The sequence below is a fragment of the Sphingomonas sp. TZW2008 genome (assembly GCF_002117915.1).
In the GTDB taxonomy this organism is placed as follows: Bacteria; Pseudomonadota; Alphaproteobacteria; order Sphingomonadales; family Sphingomonadaceae; genus Sphingomonas.
The window spans coordinates 1-17,603 of the sequence record NZ_BDJB01000010.1 but is presented as its reverse complement, the minus strand read 5'-3'; the positions used below and the strand labels follow the sequence as shown (position 1 = coordinate 17,603).

The 17,603-nt window shown below is 66.9% G+C and carries 17 protein-coding genes; 9 read left to right on the top strand and 8 right to left on the bottom strand.

Translation table 11 applies throughout. From position 1 onward, the window contains the following. Positions 1 to 169 precede the first annotated feature (169 nt). Positions 170 to 760 carry a histidine phosphatase family protein gene (locus B7L05_RS13245; RefSeq protein WP_085810767.1) on the top strand — a complete coding sequence of 197 codons (591 nt, stop codon included), beginning with the start codon at positions 170 to 172 and terminating at the stop codon, positions 758 to 760. Here the strand turns inward: B7L05_RS13245 and B7L05_RS13240 are convergent. Both B7L05_RS13240 and B7L05_RS13235 read right to left on the bottom strand, forming a co-directional pair. Continuing rightward, positions 742 to 1,140: a DUF6165 family protein gene (locus B7L05_RS13240; RefSeq protein ID WP_085810766.1), complete on the bottom strand. Its 399-nt coding sequence runs from the start codon at positions 1,138 to 1,140 to the stop codon at positions 742 to 744. The two genes, B7L05_RS13245 and B7L05_RS13240, sit on opposite strands and share 19 nt — an antisense overlap. After that, complete coding sequence (locus tag B7L05_RS13235; protein WP_256926729.1) at positions 1,140 to 2,015, bottom strand: glycosyltransferase family 9 protein; 876 nt, start codon at positions 2,013 to 2,015, stop codon at positions 1,140 to 1,142. The genes B7L05_RS13240 and B7L05_RS13235 overlap by 1 nt, the downstream gene beginning before the upstream one ends. A 191-nt stretch (positions 2,016 to 2,206) precedes the next feature. Between B7L05_RS13235 and B7L05_RS13230 the strand changes: the two genes are divergently transcribed. After that, complete coding sequence (locus B7L05_RS13230; protein WP_085810764.1) at positions 2,207 to 3,019, top strand: TIGR04290 family methyltransferase; 813 nt, start codon at positions 2,207 to 2,209, stop codon at positions 3,017 to 3,019. Then, complete coding sequence (locus tag B7L05_RS13225) at positions 3,016 to 4,002, top strand: beta-xylosidase (protein WP_085810763.1); 987 nt, start codon at positions 3,016 to 3,018, stop codon at positions 4,000 to 4,002. Before B7L05_RS13230 ends, B7L05_RS13225 begins: the two co-directional genes overlap by 4 nt. Before the next feature lie 43 nt (positions 4,003 to 4,045). On the opposite strand, the gene B7L05_RS13220 is transcribed toward B7L05_RS13225, so the two are convergent. Beyond that, positions 4,046 to 4,564 (bottom strand): DUF1003 domain-containing protein, encoded by a 519-nt coding sequence (locus B7L05_RS13220; protein ID WP_085810762.1) that lies wholly within the window; start codon positions 4,562 to 4,564, stop codon positions 4,046 to 4,048. Positions 4,565 to 4,623: 59 nt separating this feature from the next. Here B7L05_RS13220 and B7L05_RS13215 point away from each other — a divergent pair, with 59 nt between their 5' ends. Next, complete coding sequence (locus tag B7L05_RS13215; protein ID WP_144037282.1) at positions 4,624 to 5,580, top strand: zinc-binding dehydrogenase; 957 nt, start codon at positions 4,624 to 4,626, stop codon at positions 5,578 to 5,580. Then, on the top strand, positions 5,577 to 6,551 hold the full coding sequence (locus B7L05_RS13210; RefSeq protein WP_085810760.1) for a Gfo/Idh/MocA family protein: 975 nt from the start codon (positions 5,577 to 5,579) through the stop codon (positions 6,549 to 6,551). Before B7L05_RS13215 ends, B7L05_RS13210 begins: the two co-directional genes overlap by 4 nt. 219 nt (positions 6,552 to 6,770) lie before the next feature. Here the strand turns inward: B7L05_RS13210 and B7L05_RS17480 are convergent, their stop codons facing one another. Next, on the bottom strand, positions 6,771 to 6,947 hold the full coding sequence (locus tag B7L05_RS17480; protein WP_179187217.1) for a hypothetical protein: 177 nt from the start codon (positions 6,945 to 6,947) through the stop codon (positions 6,771 to 6,773). Positions 6,948 to 6,992: 45 nt separating this feature from the next. On the opposite strand from B7L05_RS17480, the gene B7L05_RS13205 reads away from it, so the two are divergent. Beyond that, a complete protein-coding gene (locus B7L05_RS13205) occupies positions 6,993 to 7,442 on the top strand; it encodes a hypothetical protein (RefSeq protein ID WP_085810759.1) in 450 nt (149 codons plus the stop codon). 66 nt (positions 7,443 to 7,508) lie between these two features. On the opposite strand, the gene B7L05_RS13200 is transcribed toward B7L05_RS13205, so the two are convergent. The 4 genes from B7L05_RS13200 to B7L05_RS13185 form a co-directional block, all read right to left on the bottom strand. After that, positions 7,509 to 8,033, bottom strand: coding sequence for a ferritin-like domain-containing protein (locus tag B7L05_RS13200; protein WP_085810758.1), 525 nt, complete (start codon positions 8,031 to 8,033; stop codon positions 7,509 to 7,511). A 37-nt stretch (positions 8,034 to 8,070) separates the two neighbouring features. After that, positions 8,071 to 8,925 carry an MBL fold metallo-hydrolase gene (locus tag B7L05_RS13195; protein WP_085810757.1) on the bottom strand — a complete coding sequence of 285 codons (855 nt, stop codon included), beginning with the start codon at positions 8,923 to 8,925 and terminating at the stop codon, positions 8,071 to 8,073. An 84-nt stretch (positions 8,926 to 9,009) separates the two neighbouring features. Then, positions 9,010 to 9,876 (bottom strand): manganese catalase family protein, encoded by an 867-nt coding sequence (locus tag B7L05_RS13190; RefSeq protein WP_144037281.1) that lies wholly within the window; start codon positions 9,874 to 9,876, stop codon positions 9,010 to 9,012. Positions 9,877 to 9,993: 117 nt separating this feature from the next. Beyond that, entirely contained in the window at positions 9,994 to 12,219 is a 2,226-nt protein-coding gene (locus B7L05_RS13185) for an NAD(P)-dependent oxidoreductase (RefSeq protein WP_144037280.1), read from the bottom strand. Between the two features lie 260 nt (positions 12,220 to 12,479). Here B7L05_RS13185 and glf point away from each other — a divergent pair, with 260 nt between their 5' ends. The 3 genes from glf (at position 12,480) to B7L05_RS13170 (ending at position 17,533) form a co-directional block, all read left to right on the top strand. Further along, entirely contained in the window at positions 12,480 to 14,744 is a 2,265-nt protein-coding gene (glf, locus tag B7L05_RS13180; RefSeq protein ID WP_256926728.1) for a UDP-galactopyranose mutase, read from the top strand. Between the two features lie 571 nt (positions 14,745 to 15,315). Next, positions 15,316 to 16,320 carry an aldo/keto reductase gene (locus B7L05_RS13175; RefSeq protein ID WP_085810754.1) on the top strand — a complete coding sequence of 335 codons (1,005 nt, stop codon included), beginning with the start codon at positions 15,316 to 15,318 and terminating at the stop codon, positions 16,318 to 16,320. A 61-nt stretch (positions 16,321 to 16,381) separates the two neighbouring features. Then, a complete protein-coding gene (locus B7L05_RS13170) occupies positions 16,382 to 17,533 on the top strand; it encodes a metallophosphoesterase (RefSeq protein WP_256926727.1) in 1,152 nt (383 codons plus the stop codon). Positions 17,534 to 17,603 lie beyond the last annotated feature (70 nt).

The following is a 17,603-nucleotide window of genomic DNA, read 5'->3' as shown; positions in this document are numbered from 1 at the left end:
CTCCGACTAACCACCAAGTTACTGAACTTAATTTCAATCAATAATCTGGTTTATACTTAACTAAGCTCTTATGGTAAGAACATCTTCTTCTAAAGCTTTGTTCCCAACTTCATTACGTTAGCGCAATTCAACCATCCTCAACGGATGTCGCTAAGAAGGCCCCGCTCGCATGGCGCATGAGATCATCCTCCTTCGGCACGGCACGCATGACGAAGTCGGCCGAGTCTTGAGCGGGCGGTCGGAAATCGCGCTAAACGCTGCCGGTCATGCTCAGGCCTGCGCCGCCGCAACGATGCTCGCCCGCACGCCGCTCGCCGCCGTCCACACCAGCCCGCGTCAGCGATGCCGCGAGACGGCGGCGGCACTCGGCGGCGACGCCTGCATCACCCCGGCGCTCGACGAGATCGACTTCGGCCGCTTTGCGGGGCGATCGTTTCAGGCGCTCGACGGCGATCCCGCCTGGCACCGCTGGAATGCCGAGCGCGATCGGTTTCGCTGCCCCGGCGGGGAGACGATGACCGAGGCTGTCGACCGCGCGGCAGCGTTTCTCGCCACCCTGCCCGACGACGATCGCGCCACGCTCTGCGTCACGCACTGTGACATCATCCGCGGGCTGGTCGTCCGCGCGCTCGGCCTGTCGTTCGACCGGATGTTCGCGCTACCCTGCGATCCCGGCAGCCTGACCCGGCTGACGCTCGAGCACGGCGCGCTGCGCCTCGTCACGCTTAACGTGCGGCCGTCTCAGTTCGCCGACCAGTAGCTCTTCTCCTCGACCAGATCGGATTCGAGGACGAGATTGATCCGCCGCTTGATTGCGGCGCGCTCGTCGTTCTTGCGATACACCGAGCGGGCCAGTGCGACGAAGCGGCTGCCGAACCGCGCCGCCGCTTCCTGCGCACGGATCGCGTCCTCTATCTCCCACAATTCCTCGTTGACCGATCGCAGCGAGGCCATGAGGTCGATCACCGCCGTCTCGTGCAGCGCCGCGCCTGCGGTGTCGCGCAGCGCCTCGTATTCGCGCACGACGTTGGCGTGCGCCGCGGGTTGCGCGATGCGCCGCCGCTTGATCTCGAGGATCGTCATCTTGTCGAGCAGTTCGCCCCACGAAACCGGGACGGACGGGCTGGCAAGCGCTGCCATCAGGCGGCTCTCCTCTGAGCAATGCTATTGGGAAGGTCGTGCATCAGTGCGGCGATGACCGACGGCCAGTCGCCCGCGTGCGGTTGCGCGTAGAGTCGCGCGGTCGGATACCACGGCGTGTCGCGCCGTTCGGGATCCCACCGCCAGTCGGGCTGCGCCTTGAGCAGCAGCGCCAGCGGGCGGCCGAGTGCGCCGGCGAGGTGCGCGATCATCGTGTCGACGCTGATCACCAGCGCGCATTCCGCCACCAAAGCGGCGGTCGCCGCCATGTCGTGTGGGCAGCCGGCGGGGTTCAGGACGGCGAGATCGGTCGGCTCCGCCACCAGCGTTACGCAAGGGTAACGTGCGCACATCGGCGCGAGCAGGTCCGCCGGCAGCGCGCGTGCTGCGTCCCATTCACCCGCAGCGTAGCACAGCCCGATCGTACCGGGCGGCAGCGCCGCCGGCCCTGCGGTGAGGTAAGGCACAGCGAACGCGTCCGGCGCCACCTGTAGCGCGCCGGGCATTTCGGTGATCTCGATATCGCATTCGGCCGGCGGCAGCGGCCGGGCCGGATCGAACGCGACGACCTGTCCGGCGCCGAGCGTCGTCATCAGCCCGACGAGGCTCGGCTGCACCTCCAGCGTCACCGAACGCGCGCGCCGCGCCAGCAGTGGGAGGTATCGTGCGAACTGGATCGTGTCGCCCAGCCCGTGATAGCAGCGCACCAGCACGTCGCAGCCGTCGACCGGTCGCCCGTCCCATACCCAGCGCAGGTGATAGGGCAGCGCGGGATCGTCGCGCGTCGCCGGGTCGCGGCCGGCGATCGTGGCGGCTTCGATCGCCCAGGCATCGGCATAGCGGCCATTCCGCATCGCCTGCGCCCACGATTGCATCTCTCCCGCCATCCCGGCGACTACGATGCGTCGCGATCACGGTTCCCGCACGAACTCACTAATGTAGATCAAACAACCGCTTGCAACGCGGAACGGCGCGAGAAAGTGCACGTTCCCCGAACCGAAGCTTTGTTGCTGCCAATTCTTGGCCGCTACAAATGCGGATGTATGATGCGGGGCGAAAACACCGAATGAAACTTGCCGAGACGCGGGATGGCCCCGCCCGCGACGACCTCGCCAGCGATATCGCCGCGCTCGCCCCGTGGTTCCACAACATCGATCTCGGCGGCATCGAGACCGCCCCCGACCATTTTTTGGGGGACTATCCCCGCGCCAAGTTCGCCGGTTTCGCGCATGCGCTGCCGCGCGATCTTGCCGGCAAGTCGGTGCTCGACATCGGCTGCAACGCGGGTTTCTACTCGATCGAGATGAAGCGGCGCGGGGCGGCGCGCGTCGTCGGCATCGACAGCGACGAACGCTATCTCGCGCAGGCCCGCCTCGCCAGCGCCGCGCTAGGCTTCGACGGGATCGAGTTCCGCAATCTCGATGTCTATCAGGTGGCGGCGCTGGGCGAGCGGTTCGATCTCGTGATCTTCATGGGCGTGCTCTACCACCTGCGCCATCCGCTGCTCGCGCTTGATCTGATCCGCGAGCACGTCGCCGACGATCTGCTGCTGTTCCAGACGATGCAGCAGGGCAGCGACGCCGTCGCCGAGGTGCCGGAGGACCACCCGTTCTTCATGCCCGGCACGTTCGAGAAGCCGCGCTACTTCGACGATCCGGGTTATCCGAAGATGCACTTCATCGAGCATCGCTACGCCGACGATTGGAGCAACTGGTGGGCGCCCAACCGCGCCGGCAGCGCGGCGATGCTGCGCGCCGCCGGCTTCGCGATCGTCGCCAATCCGGAGCCCGAGGTGTTCCTGTGCCGCACCGCACCGGTGCCGTATGCACAATTGGGTCCGGCCGCCGTTTATCCGACCAAGGGGGAGCCACGCGCGTGATCGAAGCCGCGATGATTTGGAACGAGCCGAACAACAAGTCGCACTGGGATCCGGCGCTCGATCCCGAATGGGATGTTTTCGCCGAAACCGTGATCAAGGCCGGCGCCGCGATCCGCAGCGTCAACCCGGGGCTGACGCGCGTGCTCGGCGGCATGTCACCGATCGACCCGCATTGGACGAACCGCATGCGCGACAAGGGTGTGCTCGACGCGGTTGACGTGGTCGCGGTGCACGGCTTTCCGATCGACTGGAACCTGTGGCCGATCCACGCCTGGGCCGACAAGGTCGCCGAGATCGAGGCGGTCGTTCCCGACAAGCCGGTCTGGGTCACCGAAGTCGGCGTCGGTTCGTTCGGCGCGGAGGAGGTGCAGGTCTTCGGGCTGCAGCGCACCGCGGAGCTGCTGATCGGCCGCGTGCCGCGCATCTTCTGGTACTCGCTGTTTGACCTGCCGATGGATTGGGGCGCGGAGACGCGCCACCGCGAGGCGGAAGGTTCGTCCTACTACCGCCATTTCTACATGGGGCTGATCCGTCCCGACGGCACGCCCAAGCCCGCGCTCGACGTCTACGCAAAGTACGCGCGCGAGATGGGGCTGATGCAGTGGTTCCATTATCAGGATCCGCGGCTCGACGAAGCGGTGGCGTGGATGAAGCGGCTCGGCACCCGCCAACTTCGCACCGGGCTGTCGTGGGCGGACAGTTTCCGTCCCGATGCGATCGGCTGGTTCGATCGCCAGATGGAGGCGCTCGCCGATTTCGACGTCACCGTCACCTTCTGCTTCACGCCCGAGCATCTGGGGCTCGCGCCGCACCACACCAGCCCGCCACGCGACCCGCAGCAGTTCGCCGATTTCTGCGCCTGGATGATCGATCGCTACGCGTCGTCGGGGGTTAGCGTCGCGCCGATACAGCCGGCGATTGCCCCGCAGGCCGCGACGCCGCCGTCACCGCTCGAATACGCGACGCGCAAGGATGCGGCCTGACGCTGCTGTGACCGCCGCCGCCGTTGCCGGTCACGCGCGCCCGTTACGGCGCCTCGCCGTCCTCGAGCGCGTCGAGCACGCGATCGGGCGCCACGTCCTGCCGCACCTCGTCGTACGCCGGATCGTGCACCGATACGCCAAGATGCGCCGCGATCCGCACGACGAGATCGGCGACCTTGGTCAACTCGTGTTCCGCAAGAAGGTTGATATGCAGGTCGAGCGATGCGCGGCGTTCCGCCTCGGCCGCCATGCGGTTCTGCGTAATCAGGACGAAGGTCGACAGGAAGATCGCCTCGACCGACGCTTCCATCGCCAGCACGACGAACGTCGGATCGAAGCGGGGGACCGCCGGGATCCAGCCGAGGTTGATCACGATCCACGCCCCGTAGGCGACGGCATGGATCGCAACGAAGCGCATCGATCCGGCGAAGTCGGTGATCGCACTCGCCAGCCGTGCCGATCGCGGCGCGTTCGCGCGTTCCGCCGCGTCGCGCTCGCGCAGCCGGGTGATGTTGGCGCGCAGCGTCGCGTTCATGCCGTCACTGGTGCCAGGCTGGTGCATCCACGGCCAATCGCCAGATCATTATTTAGTTTCGAGGGTTTACACTGATGGAAGTTAGTATGCGCGCGGCCGTTCTCGCCGCGCCGGGGCAATTTGCGGTGCACGATGTGCCGCGGGCGCTGCCGCAACCGGGCGAGGTCCGCGTCCGGCTCGAGGGATGCGGTGTCTGCGCGTCCAATGTCGAGCCGTGGGAGGGCCAGCCGTGGTCGACCTTTCCGGGTGAGCCTGGCGGGCTCGGCCATGAAGGATGGGGTGTCGTCGATGCACTGGGCGATGGCGTCACGTCGCTCGCGGTAGGCGATCGCGTCGCGCTATTGTCGGGGCACAGCTTCGCCGATCACGACATCGCCCCCGCGACGATGGTCGCCAAACTGCCCGACAGCCTTGCCGATCAACCGTTCCCTGGCGAACCGCTCGCCTGCGCGTTCAACATCTTCCGCCGCGCGCAGGTCGAGGCGGGGCAGTGGGTCGCGATCATCGGGATCGGCTTCCTCGGCGCCGTCCTCACCAAACTCGCGAGCGACGCCGGCGCAAAGGTGATCGCCATCTCGCGGCGCGCGGAATCGCTCGCGCTTGCGCGGCGCTTTGGCGCGGCGGAGACGATCCCGATGCACGATCACCAGACGATCATTGACGCCGTCACCGCGCTGACGGGGGACGCGCTGTGCCTGCGCGTGATCGAATGCGTCGGCAAGCAGTGGCCGCTGGATCTCGCGGGCGAGCTCGTCGGTTTCGGCGGTCGCTTGGTCGTCGCCGGCTATCACCAGGACGGGCCGCGCCAAGTGAGCATGCAGATGTGGAACTGGAAGGGGATCGACGTGGTCAACGCGCACGAGCGCGATCCCGCGGTGCAGATGCGCGGGCTGCACGAGGCGATCGATGCGGTCGCCTCGGGCCGGCTCGATCCGACGCCGTTCTACACGCATCGCTACCGCCTCGACGAACTCGACGCGGCATTGGCGGCGACGCGCGACAAGCCCGCCGGGTTCGTCAAGGCGCTGGTGGATCTCGCATGAGGCCGCGCGTCGGTTTCCTCGGCACAGGGTGGATCGGGCGGCATCGCATGGCGGCGATCGCCGCCACCGATGAGATCGAGATCGTCGCGATCAGCGATTCCGCGCCCGAATGCGTCGCCGAGGCCGCGGCGATCGCTCCCGCCGCGCAGGTCGTCGGCTCGCTCGAGCAGATGCTGGCGCTCAAGCTCGACGGCGTGGTGATCGCGACCCCCAGCGCGCTCCACGCCGCGCAGTCGATCGCCGCATTACGGGCAGGCGCGGCGGTGTTCTGCCAGAAACCGCTCGGCCGCGACGCGGGCGAGGTCGCCGTAGTGATCACTGCGGCGCGCGCCGCCGATCGGCTGCTCGGCGTCGACCTGTCGTACCGGCATACCGCCGCGGCAGCCACGATCGCCGAGCTGATCCGCGCGGGCGAGCTCGGCGAAATCTTCGCGGTCGATCTCGTCTTCCACAACGCCTATGGGCCCGACAAGCCGTGGTTCTACGATCCGCAGCAGTCGGGCGGCGGCTGCGTGATCGACCTCGGCGTCCATCTCGTCGACCTCGCGCTGTGGACGCTCGATTTTCCCACGGTGGCCGACGTGCATGCCACGCTGTTCGCGGGCGGCACGCCGCTCGCCCCGGACGCGGTCGAGGATTATGCTGCTGCGGGCTTCCGCGCTGGCGGCACCGATGTTCGCCTCGCCTGTTCGTGGCGGCTCCATGCAGGCCACGAGGCGGTGATCGAGGCGAGCTTCTACGGCACGCGCGGCGGCGCGGCACTGCGCAACGTCGCCGGGTCGTTCTACGATTTCACCGCCGAGCGGTTCGACGGCACCGCCGCGACGCGGCTGGTCGACCCACCCGACGACTGGGGCGGTCGCGCCGCCGCGGCCTGGGCACGGCAGCTGGCGCGCTCCCCCGCCTTCGATCCCGCTGCCGAGCGCCTGCTCGATTCGGCCCAGGTGCTCGACCGCATCTACGGCCGATGATCCTACGCAACGCTACGGCGCCGCCGATCAGCCTGGCCTGAGACCTCGGAGCCGGGTCGGCTGTCTGCAAAACGGAGCCGCTTCTCGCGCCAGCACACAGCGGCTTGCTCATCAGTGTCGGCGCGCAGGCGTCGGCGGCCAGGCTGGCTCACGGCCGGACCGGCCCTGAATAGTGGTTGCCATAGGTTAGACCCGCGAAACGGCGCGCAACGGCGGACGTTACTGTTCGATGGACTCACCCTGCGCACACCGAGGTTCCGCAGCATCGGTTTCGAGGACATCGATCACGGCGGCAATCGCGATGCGCAGAACCGTGACGTCGCGCAGCCCCGTCAGGCAGCCGCGGGCCGTCGCGGCACCGCCCTTGGCATACCCAACGTGTGCCGCGGCGGTCACCGGTCTGTTGAGGCAGCCATCCCCAGCTCCCAGAAGGATCACTCAATGAGCGAGACGACGCACCTCTACGGCACGGCCGACCCCGAGAACCATCAGGCGGCGCAGGAGAACGGCATGCGCGGCGAGGCGGCTAGCGAGGCCGCCTTCCCCGCGCTGCGCCACACCGTCTCCCCACCCGGGCAGCCGTCGTTCGAGGTCGAGGAAACATCCGGCATCGCCGCGGTCGCGCCGCCACCCCGACCGTCGCAACCGGCACATGCGACGGAACGCCAGCCGCAACCCCAGTCACAGCTGACGCCGCAGCCGGTCCACGTCGCGGCGGCTACCACGCCACTCCCCGACGCCGCCGGTGCCGTCGCCGCGTCACCCTGGCCGTGGATCGTCGTGTCGGCGGGGCTCGCCTACCTGCTCGGGCGCCGGCGTGGTCGCAGAGCGGCCGAAGTAACGATCGCGCCGCGTCGCCCGGCCGACGATCTGGCCGACGCCCGGTTCTGATAGGAGGAAGGGCGTCCATCGACGATCATCGATGGACGCCCCTCGAGCGATCGACGCCGCGCGCGATCAGATCTTCGCCGCCGCGCTGCCTTCCTCGGTATAGAGCGTGGCGTAACGCCGCGTCACCACCGGCAGCGTCTCGTCGATCCACTGCGCCATCGCCTGCTCCTCGCCGAGCGACGCCTGCAGCAGCGAGGTCGCGCTAGCGAATCCTCCGTCCTCGGCAAGCACCAGCAGCGATTTGTACGCCGCGATCTCGAAATGCTCGAAGGCGTAATTGGCGAAGCTGTTTTTGAGGATCTCGTCGCCGGCGACGCTGTGCGCGATCGCCGCCATCCCGCCCGACATGCTCAGCCCGATATCCTTCAGCGTCGATCCGCTCGTGTCGAATCCGGCAAGGATCTCGTCGAGCCGCGCGATCTGTGAATTGGTCTCATCGATGTGCAGCCGCAGCCGGTCCGCGACCTCGGGATAATTCTCGATCCGCGATACCTGCGGCGTCATGATCGACAGCGCCTGCTTCTCGACGGCGTGGGCGTTGACGAGCCCGCTGACGAGCAGCGCCTGATACCGATCCTTTTGCGTGGTCATGATCGTCCTTCCTTATGGTGATGGTGAATGGCGTCGGTCACAGCGGATGCCCCGCCTGGCAGTGGGCCAGCTCGACCGGATCGTGTGCGCAGGCGATCGACACCTCGTCGCGCCGCTCGATCGACAGCGCACGCAGCCGCGCCTGGTTGGTGAGGCGGCTGGTGGCGTCGCTCTCCATCAGTCGCTGATAGGCGCGCAGCCCGGGCGTGCAGCGCCGCCGCGCCCGGCGCATTTCGCCGCGATAGAAATAGGCGTCGCCCGCGTGGAGCAGCCAGCGCCCGTCGTCGCGGCGAACCGCGACGCCGGCGTGCCCCCAGGTATGGCCAGGCAGCGGCACCATCAGGATCTCCGGCGGCAGCCCGTCGAGGTCGCGCACGGCGTCGAAGCCGTACCATCCCTCCCCGCGCGCACCGTAGCGGCGCCAGTCGCGCACGTCGTCGAACTGCGGCCGCCGCCAGCGGTGCCGCGCGACGAAGCCGCGGTGCGGCCCCGCCGCATCGTCATATTCGCGCTGCATCACGTGGACCGTTGCGTGCGGGAAATCCTCCAGCCCGCCAGCATGATCGAAATCGAGGTGCGTCACGACGATGTGGCTCACGTCGCGCGCATGATAGCCCAGCGCCTCGACCTGCCGGATCGCAGTTTCGCGCTCGCGCAGCCGGATGTTGAGCATTACCCGCCACGGCCGCGGGAGGCGTTCCGATCGGCCACCATGAGGATTGGCGACGTCACGCAGGCCATAGCCGGTATCGACCAGCACCAGGCCGTGCGCATCGGTCTCGATCAGCAGACAGTGGCAGACGAGCGTCGCCAACGGGCCGGCGCTCTTCCCGTCGAACAGCGCGCCGCCCACCGGACAGTCGGTGCCGCAGTTCAGATGATGGATCTTCATCACTCGTCCCGTTTGCCGATAGGCGCTCGCCGCGCGGCCAGGCGTGGCGGATACGGCCGGCGACGATGCCGCCGGCCGTGATCGTCAGCCGCGGCCGTCAGCCGATCTGCTTGTCCTGCGCCGCGCTGTCGGGACGCGCCGTCCCAGCACCGGCTCGTCGCCGAGCGGCTGGTTGTTGAAGACAGTGAACTCGCCGCGGCCGTCGATCGTCGGCCCACTCGTCCACCGCCCCTCTGGCACCGACCCGTCGATCGCGGTGGCGTAGAAATTGTAGTTGTTGCGCTGGTCTTCCTGCTCCTGCGGGAAGCTGTTGGGGATCGGCAGGTTGGCCGCCGGGCCGCCGAGCTCCTCCAGCACCGCCAGCCACTGCTGCTGATGCATCGTGTCGCGCGCGATCATGTAGTGGAGCATGTCCTTCATGCCCTTGTCCTCGGCGGCGTTGAACAGCCGCACCGCCAGCACCCGCCCCGTGCTTTCCGCCGCGACATTGGAATACATGTCGGCGGCGACGTTCCCGCTGGCATAGATGTGGCTCATGTTGAACGGCACGCCGTCGGAATCGACCGGCATCGCGGCGAGCCCGCTCGACAGCAGGTTCTTGTGGATCAACCCCTCGATCGACGCCTTGGCGCTGCCGCCGCCCATCACCGCACCAACGATGCTGTCGGTGGCGCCTTCCTCCTGCAAGGAGGCGGGCGCGGTCTCCAGGTTGAGCGCGACGGCGGTGGCGAGCATTTCGATATGCCCGATTTCCTCGGTCGCCGTGTGGAGCAGCATGTCGCGATATTTCGTCGTCGGCGCGCGATTGCCCCACGCCTGGAAGAAATACTGCATGCAGACCCGGATCTCGCCCTCGACCCCGCCGATCGCCTGCTGCAGCATGCGCGCGAACTGCGGATTTGGTTTCTCGACGACCACCGGATATTGCAGACGCTTATCGTGATAGTACATGCCGCGTTCCCAGATAATGGAGGATCACGGGGTCAACTGATCAGCGGCGGTTCGGTCGCGTAGAAACGCGCACTATCTACCTGATTCAAATCAGCTTTTACTTTCAAGCCGTCGGCTTTATTCTGAAGCAATAACCTCGATCATTGTTCCATTTCTCGTCGTCGCGGCGATGCCGTCCCCCGGATTGTCCCGGCGCCAGCAGGCCGCGAACTGATCGATCGCCTCGGCTAGCGGCCCGAGCGGCGCGACATGGTCGCTGCGCATCGCGCAGTAACGTGGGCGGGGCGCGATCCAGCCGAGCTCGGCGCCGGCCACGCCGCATATCCAATCGGGATCGTGCCCGATCGCGTGCGCGATGGCGCGGGCGAAGGCGAGCCACGTCACCGCTCCCTCGTTCACCAGGTGGCGAATGCCGCTCTCGCCGTCGATCAGCAGGTCGATCATCGCATCGACGAGGTGCGGCACGTAACTCGGCGAGACGACCTGATCGTCGGCGGCGCGCACGACGCGGCCGGCATCGAGATCGCGCGCCACCGCGTGCGCGAAATTATACGGATCGTCGGGTGAGAAGAACGCCGCCGCGCGGATCACCAGCGGGCGATGCCCGTGGCGCCGCACGCCGTCCTCCATCGCACGCTTGCTGCGGCCGTAGGCCGACAGCGGGTGCGGTGCGTCGCCCTCGCAATAGGGGCTCGCGCTCGCGCCGTCGAACACGAGGTCACTCGACACGGCGAGGATCGGCACGTCGCGCTGCGCCGCTGCGATCGCCAGATCGATCGCGCCGGTCGCGTTGCTGCGCCAGCACGCCGCCTCCTCCGCCTCGGCGTCGTCAACGCGGACCCAGCCGGCGGCGTTGACGACCGCCCATGGCTGCACCGTATCGAGCGCGGTCGCGATCGACAGCGGATCTTCGAGATCGCACGCCTCGCGCGTCATCAGGCGATAGGCGATGCCGCGCGCCACGCAGGCACGCGCCAGCGCCTGGCCAAGCGTTCCGGTCGCGCCGCAGATCAGCAGCGGCCGCGCCGCGCTTGCCGCCGGGCGAAGCTGGTCGGCCGTGGCCGCGGGGCGGCGTGCCGCGGCGAAGATCAGCCGCTCGTCGCGCTGCCACCAGCCGGGTTGCGCGGTGACATCGTGCACCGGCGCGTCGGCCGATGCACCCCATTGCTGCGCCAGCGCCGTCGCACGGACAATTCCCCCGGTCACGTCGAACAGTCCGGCTTCGTAGCGGCCGGGACGCGTGATCAGCGTATCCCAATCGGCGCTGCCGAACAGCGACCAGGCGGTCACGGCGCGCACGTCGATTCCCGCATCGCGCGCGTCGACTGCTGCCTGCCACGCCGCCTTGGCCCAACGCATCTGCTCCTCGCGCGTGCAGCCAAGATGCACCTCGGTCAGCGCGACCGGTAGACCATAGCGTGTCCATGCCTCACGCAGCGCGCCGGCAAACGGCGCTGGTGCGGGGTCGAGCGCGCGCAGCGCTGGCACATCGGCGAAGCGCAGCCGTTCGTTGCCGCCGTGGAGATCGGCGGGGTAGCGCTGCACGCGATGGTCGAGGAACCGGTCGCTCGTCGGATAATGGTTGATGCCGATGATGTCCGGTGGGCACGGATCGTCGGCGATGACCCGCAGCCGCTCGCCTAGCCCAAGCGCGCACAGCCGGTGCCACAGCGGATGCTGCGGCGTCACCCGGCCGCACAGCAGGTCCCACCCCGCCCAGCGCCGCTGATTGTCGAACGCCGCCTGCCCAGCGAGCGGCGCGGTGCTCCATGTCCGGCCCAGATCGTCGGTCTGGATAAGGCGCGCCGCGGGGTTGATCGCGCGGATCGCCCGCATCGACAGGCGCACGCCATCGATCTGGTTGATCAGTGCGCCCCAGAACGACGCCTCGTCGCGCGCGTGCGGATACCAATGGCCGTACAGCGCCGAGAACCGCGCGGTCGTCGTCGGCTCGTTGACGGGCGTCCACGCGTCGATCCAGGGATAACGCCCTGCGGCGGCGGCGGCGTGGTGCGCGAGGCCGCTCGCGAAATCATCCGCCAGCAGGTTGGTGTAGGCCGGCCCGCTGCCGTGGTGGATCAGTCCGGCGATCACGCCGATCCCGGCTTCGCGCAGCGCCGCCAGCCGCGCGTCGCACCACGCCCAGTCCGCCGCCTCGGGCCGATCGGGCGACACGCGCTCCCATAACAGCGGGTAGCGGATCGCATCGAACCCAAGCGCCGCGATGCGTGCGATGTCGTCGTCACGATCATGATGGCCCGATCGTCGAAGCTGGTCGGTATAGACATCACCGGCGCGGCTGACGGTGCACTCGACGCCGCACCAACGCTCCAAAGCCCTCATCTTGCCCTCCATCACCCATCAGTGGAGCGCGTCAGGTTGGCCAATGTTGCATCCTCTCCGGCGAAATCCGGCTAATTCAAATCAACGCGGCGCTGAAAACAGGAACCATCTACCAATCGCTACCATTATATTTCTCGAATATCGGGAAATAGTCGATGAAGTTGCCGGTTGATAAACCCATCCAAGATACGTCGCTTCATCATCAACCAGCGCCCAGCCATCGAACTCTAATCTGTTTTAGTCATCTACGTTGGAATTTTGTGTTCCAGCGGCCCCAGCATCTGATGACGCGGCTCGCCGAGACTTATCGCATCCTCTTCTGGGAAGAACCCGAATACGTTGATGCGCCTCACGCGCCCACGGTACGGATCACCCAGGATCATGTACATGACGTGACAATCGCCACGCCGCTCTTTCCGCGTGGGCTGGCGGCTGCCGAAGAGCAGGCCGCGTTGCGCGACCTGCTAGCCGAACAACTCGCCACGCTGCCGCAGGTCGCGGTGCGTTGGTACTACACCCCGATGATGCTGCCGTTCTCCGCATCGATCGCGGCGGAATGCGTCGTCTTCGACTGTATGGACGAGCTCTCCGCGTTCAAGTCTCCGCCCCCCGGTCTGCTCGATCTCGAGCGCGAGCTGCTTGCCGCGGCGGACGTGGTGTTTACCGGCGGCTCGAGCCTCTACGAGGCGAAGCGTGATCGCCACCACAACGTCCATGCCTTTCCCTCGAGCATCGACGTCGCGCACTTCGCTGCCGCACGGGATGCTCCGCACGAGCCGCAGGATCAGGCGGCGCTGCCCGGCCCGAAGCTCGGCTTCGCCGGCGTCGTCGACGAGCGCATGGATCTTGGCCTGCTCGCCGCGCTGGCGGACGCGCATCCCGACTGGTCGATCGTCATCATCGGCCCGGTCGTGAAGATCGATCCGGCCAGCCTGCCGACGCGGCCGAACCTCCACTTCCTCGGCAGCCGCGACTATGCCGATCTCCCGTCGTACATGAGCGGCTGGACCGTCGGGCTGATGCCCTTCGCGATCAACGAGGCGACGCGCTTCATCAGCCCGACCAAGACGCCCGAATATCTCGCGGCGGGCCTGAAGGTCGTCTCGACGCCGATCGTCGACGTGGTACGGCATTATGGCGATCTGGAAGCGGTCGCCATCGGCGCGACGCCGCAGGCGTTCATCGCCGCCTGCGAAGCCGCCGTCGCACTCCGCGCCGATACAGCGTGGCTGACCGCCGCGGACGAGCAGCTGGCGCGCGGATCGTGGGACGATACCGTGCTCAAGATGGGCGCGCTGATCGCGGTCGAGCGCGCGGCGTCGCACACGATCGAGCCGATCGTCTCGCCGACGTCCTGGCCGCCGCGGCGAAACCGCTACGACGTGATGGTCGTCGGTGCCGGGTTCGCCGGCGCGGTGATGGCCGAGCGGCTGGCGAACAGCGGCCTCTCGGTGCTGGTGGTCGACCGGCGCCTGCATATCGCCGGCAACGCGTTCGATCATCGCGACGCCGCCGGGTTGCTCATCCATCAATACGGGCCGCACATCTTCCACACCAATTCGGACGACGTCTTCGCCTACCTCTCGCGCTTCACGCAGTGGCGGCCGTACGAGCATCGCGTGCTCGCCGATATTGAAGGCCTGCGTGTGCCGATGCCGATCAACCGCACCACGCTCAACATGCTCTACGACGCCGGGCTGGAGACGGAGGAGGCGGTAGAGGCGTTCCTCACCGCCCGCGCCGAGCCGGTCGAGCCGATCCGCACGTCGGCGGATGTTGTCGTCTCGCGCGTTGGGCGCGAACTCTACGAGACGTTCTTCCGCGGCTACACGCGCAAGCAGTGGGGGCTCGATCCGAGCGAGCTCGACAAGTCGGTTACCGCGCGCGTGCCCACCCGCGCCGACACCGACGACCGCTATTTCACCGACAAGCACCAGGCGATGCCGGCGGACGGGTACACCCGCATGTTCGAAGCGATGCTCGATCACCCGAACATCGAACTGCTGCTCGGCGTCGAGTATCGCGCGGCGCGCGACGCCTATCCGCACGATCATCTCGTCTTCACCGGCCCGATCGACGAATATTTCGGCCACCGCTACGGAAAGCTGCCGTACCGCTCGCTCACCTTCCGCCATGAGACCGAAGACCGGGAGTGGCGTCAGCCGGTCGCCGTCGTCAACTATCCCGACGAACGCGTGCCCTACACGCGCGTGACGGAGTACAAGCACCTGACCGGCGACAATGCGGCCAAGACGAGCGTGACGTATGAATATCCCAGCGCCGAGGGCGATCCCTATTATCCAATCCCGCGTGAGGAAAATCAGGCGCTATTCAAGCGCTACGAGGCGCTCGCCCTCGCCGAGGAGCATGTCACCTTCGTCGGTCGCCTGGCGACGTACCGCTATTACAATATGGATCAGGTCGTCGGCCAAGCCTTGTCGATGGCACGCCGTCTACTTGCCCGGATCGAGATGCGCTCCGCGGTGCCGTCATCCGGCTCGGCCGCCACGATCGCGGCAGCATGAAGCGTTTCGGCGTCCAGCGAATGGTCACGGCCGCGGCATGCGCCGGACCTGCCGCCGGGGGTGATCGGGATTAAGCAACTCGAGCATGCCGTGGCTCGGCCGCAGTCGGTTCTCGCGCGCCGCGCTCTGCAGCATGCGGGGAGGTGCACTGGCGCTAGACCCGTTGCATCTGCCGAGATCCCCTGTGGCAGCTGGAGGGCGCAGCTGTTGGTTTGCGCGCAACCAGACAGCCGGAGCCGCGCGAGGAGTTCGGCAAGAAGATCTTCAAGGCGTTCCGCGGCGGTCATTCGACCGACGCGTGCGATCTGGTTCAGCAAGTACGTCTCGGCACACGCAGCGGAGGCGGCATAGGCTCGCCGAAGCGCCGCCGTTGCCGGGTCCGGCGCGGCGCAGAGGGAGACGGACGTGATTGCTACCAGCGTGGCGCCCGCCCGGTGCTCGGGCTGAAGCGAACAGCCGGCAAGGTCGCCGCAACCCAATGGTCGTGTTTGCCGCATGATCGGGTGAATAAACGCAGCGGAACTTACGGGGAAGCGTTGGGAACCTGTCACATGATTGTGAAAGGCAATCGATGAGCATCAGGCGCTATCATCTCCGTCATCGGTTCGGCCTCGGCGGTGTCGCCATCGGCAACGAGTTCGCTTTCGCTACCGACGAGCAGGCCGAGGCGACCCCGTCGGCCGCATGGGATGCAGGCGTGCGCTACTTCGACGTGTCGCCATGGTACGGCCTTGGCCTCGCAGAGCGACGGTTCGGCCGCTTCCTCGCGCGCAAGCCCCGGGACGAGTTCGTCATTTCGTCGAAAGTCGGTAAGCTGCTGCGCGCCTCGCGGGACCATGCGGCGAAGTCCTATTTCCCGTTCACGAACTCGCCCAACACCCCGCATTTCGATTATACGGCGGACGGCGTGAAGCGATCGATCGAAGACAGCCTACAGCGGCTCGGGCTTGATCGGCTCGACATTGTCTTTGTCCACGATCTGTCGCCGGACAATGACTATTTGCCACAAGATTGGGAAACCTTGTGGCCGGTCGCCGAGCGCGGCGCCTTTCCGGCATTGACGCGATTGCGCGAGGAAGGGGTCATCGACGCCTGGGGCATGGGCGTGAATTGCCCGCAGCCGATCCTGCGCTGCCTCGACGTAGCGGATAGCGATATTCATCTGCTCGCCAGCCAATATTCGCTTGTCGATCACGCCGATGCGGTAGAACAGCTATTTCCCGCGGCGCGCGCCAAGGGGGTCAGCTTTGTCGTCGGATCTGCACTCAATGCAGGCTTCCTCGGCGGAGCACCGCGTTTCAACTACGGGGCCGACAATACGGTAATCGCGCGCGATAAGCGCGAGCGGCTGCAGACGCTGCGCGCAGTGGCAGCGAACCACGGCGTCGATCTGGTTGCCGCTGCGCTTCAGTTCAGCCTTGCGCCTGACGTCGCAGCCTCGCTGATCGTCGGCACCGCGTCTCCCACGCACATCCTCGCCGATCACGCAGCGCTGCGGGCGAAGATCCCGCCAGCCTTTTGGCAGGAACTGCGAGAACGCGGCATCCTTCATCCCGACGCGACGATCCCGGACTGACGAGCGCCAAACTGCGCCGGCGCGACCAGGCTGGCTGCATCCAAGGGTCGCCGGCGGCAGCTTGTACGATAGCACAAGGAGTTGGACGATCTTCCACCTGATCTTCGCTGCGCCATGCCTGTACGTTCTCGCCCGCTGGCTTGCACCGCTGACGCTCCCACTCTGGGTGAAGGCGGCGGTGGCGATCGCCTTCCTCTGCGCGTCGCAGTTCCACTATTGGAGCCGTCTCTCGTCCGGGTCCGTCTTCGCGCCTGAGTTTCCCCGACCCGTCGTCATCCTGTTCAACTGGGCATTCGGTGCGTTGCTGCTGCTAGCCTTGATCCAGCTCTTCCTCGACGCCGCCACACTTGTTGTCTCACTCGTGCATCTGCGCATCGTTGGGCTTCCCGACGCCGCTCGCTATGCAGCCGCAGGCAGCGCGGCGCTCCTGGCGGCCGTCGGAGTCGCAAACGCGATCCGCGTACCGCCAATTCGGGATATCGAGGTCACGATTGCGGGTTTGCCGCCCCACTTCAGTGGCTATCGCTTGTTGCAACTGACCGACCTCCACATCAGCCGTCTTTTCCCCGAACGATGGGCTCGCGCTGTCGTGGCGCGCGCCAATGCCAGTGACGTCGATTTGATCGTCGTGACGGGCGACTTTATCGACGGGTCGGTGGAAATGCGCCGGAGCGACGTCGCGCCGCTCGCTGATCTTCGCGCGCCGGACGGCGTCATCGCCGTGCCGGGAAATCACGAATATTTCTTTGATTACGCGGCGTGGATCGATCACCTAACCGGGCTCGGCATCCGGATGCTTCTCAACGCGCATATCACACTGAAACGCGCTGACGAAGCGCTGGTGATTGCCGGCGTTACCGATCCTTCGGCGGCATCGGCCGGTCAGCCGCCGCCCGATCTGCGCGCGGCGCTCGCCGGGGCACCGACCGACGCCCCCGTCATTCTCCTCGATCATCAGCCCCGCGCCGCCCGAACCGCAGCTGCGGCGGGGGTCGCGCTCCAACTGTCAGGCCACACGCACGGCGGCATGATTGCCGGTTTGGGTCGTGCGTTTGAGGCGCCGAATGGTGGGTATGTATCGGGTAGGTATTCGGTTGGCGACATGACCCTGTACGTCAGCAACGGCAGTGGACTCTGGCCGGGCTTCGCGCTTCGGCTGGGCAGGCCGTCGGAGATGACGCGCATCACGCTGCGTCCGGCAGCGAGACCTTAGTAACCGGCGGAACCTGTTATTCTCTTCGGTCCCTTTGCCGTTATCGTTCTGCGGCGTGTTTCGGAGCGGG

Bases quoted from the DNA above. Each gene is read 5' to 3' on its own strand.
- B7L05_RS13215 (WP_144037282.1), top strand. From the start codon at position 4,624: ATGCGCGCGGCCGTTCTCGCCGCGCCGGGGCAATTTGCGGTGCACGAT.
- B7L05_RS13235 (WP_256926729.1), bottom strand. From the start codon at position 2,015: ATGCAATCGTGGGCGCAGGCGATGCGGAATGGCCGCTATGCCGATGCC.
- B7L05_RS13175 (WP_085810754.1), top strand. From the start codon at position 15,316: ATGAGCATCAGGCGCTATCATCTCCGTCATCGGTTCGGCCTCGGCGGT.
- B7L05_RS13195 (WP_085810757.1), bottom strand. From the start codon at position 8,925: ATGAAGATCCATCATCTGAACTGCGGCACCGACTGTCCGGTGGGCGGC.
- B7L05_RS13245 (WP_085810767.1), top strand. From the start codon at position 170: ATGGCGCATGAGATCATCCTCCTTCGGCACGGCACGCATGACGAAGTC.
- B7L05_RS13210 (WP_085810760.1), top strand. From the start codon at position 5,577: ATGAGGCCGCGCGTCGGTTTCCTCGGCACAGGGTGGATCGGGCGGCAT.
- B7L05_RS13205 (WP_085810759.1), top strand. From the start codon at position 6,993: ATGAGCGAGACGACGCACCTCTACGGCACGGCCGACCCCGAGAACCAT.
- B7L05_RS13185 (WP_144037280.1), bottom strand. From the start codon at position 12,219: ATGAGGGCTTTGGAGCGTTGGTGCGGCGTCGAGTGCACCGTCAGCCGC.
- B7L05_RS13240 (WP_085810766.1), bottom strand. From the start codon at position 1,140: ATGGCAGCGCTTGCCAGCCCGTCCGTCCCGGTTTCGTGGGGCGAACTG.
- B7L05_RS13190 (WP_144037281.1), bottom strand. From the start codon at position 9,876: ATGTACTATCACGATAAGCGTCTGCAATATCCGGTGGTCGTCGAGAAA.
- B7L05_RS13230 (WP_085810764.1), top strand. From the start codon at position 2,207: ATGAAACTTGCCGAGACGCGGGATGGCCCCGCCCGCGACGACCTCGCC.
- B7L05_RS13220 (WP_085810762.1), bottom strand. From the start codon at position 4,564: ATGCACCAGCCTGGCACCAGTGACGGCATGAACGCGACGCTGCGCGCC.
- B7L05_RS13200 (WP_085810758.1), bottom strand. From the start codon at position 8,033: ATGACCACGCAAAAGGATCGGTATCAGGCGCTGCTCGTCAGCGGGCTC.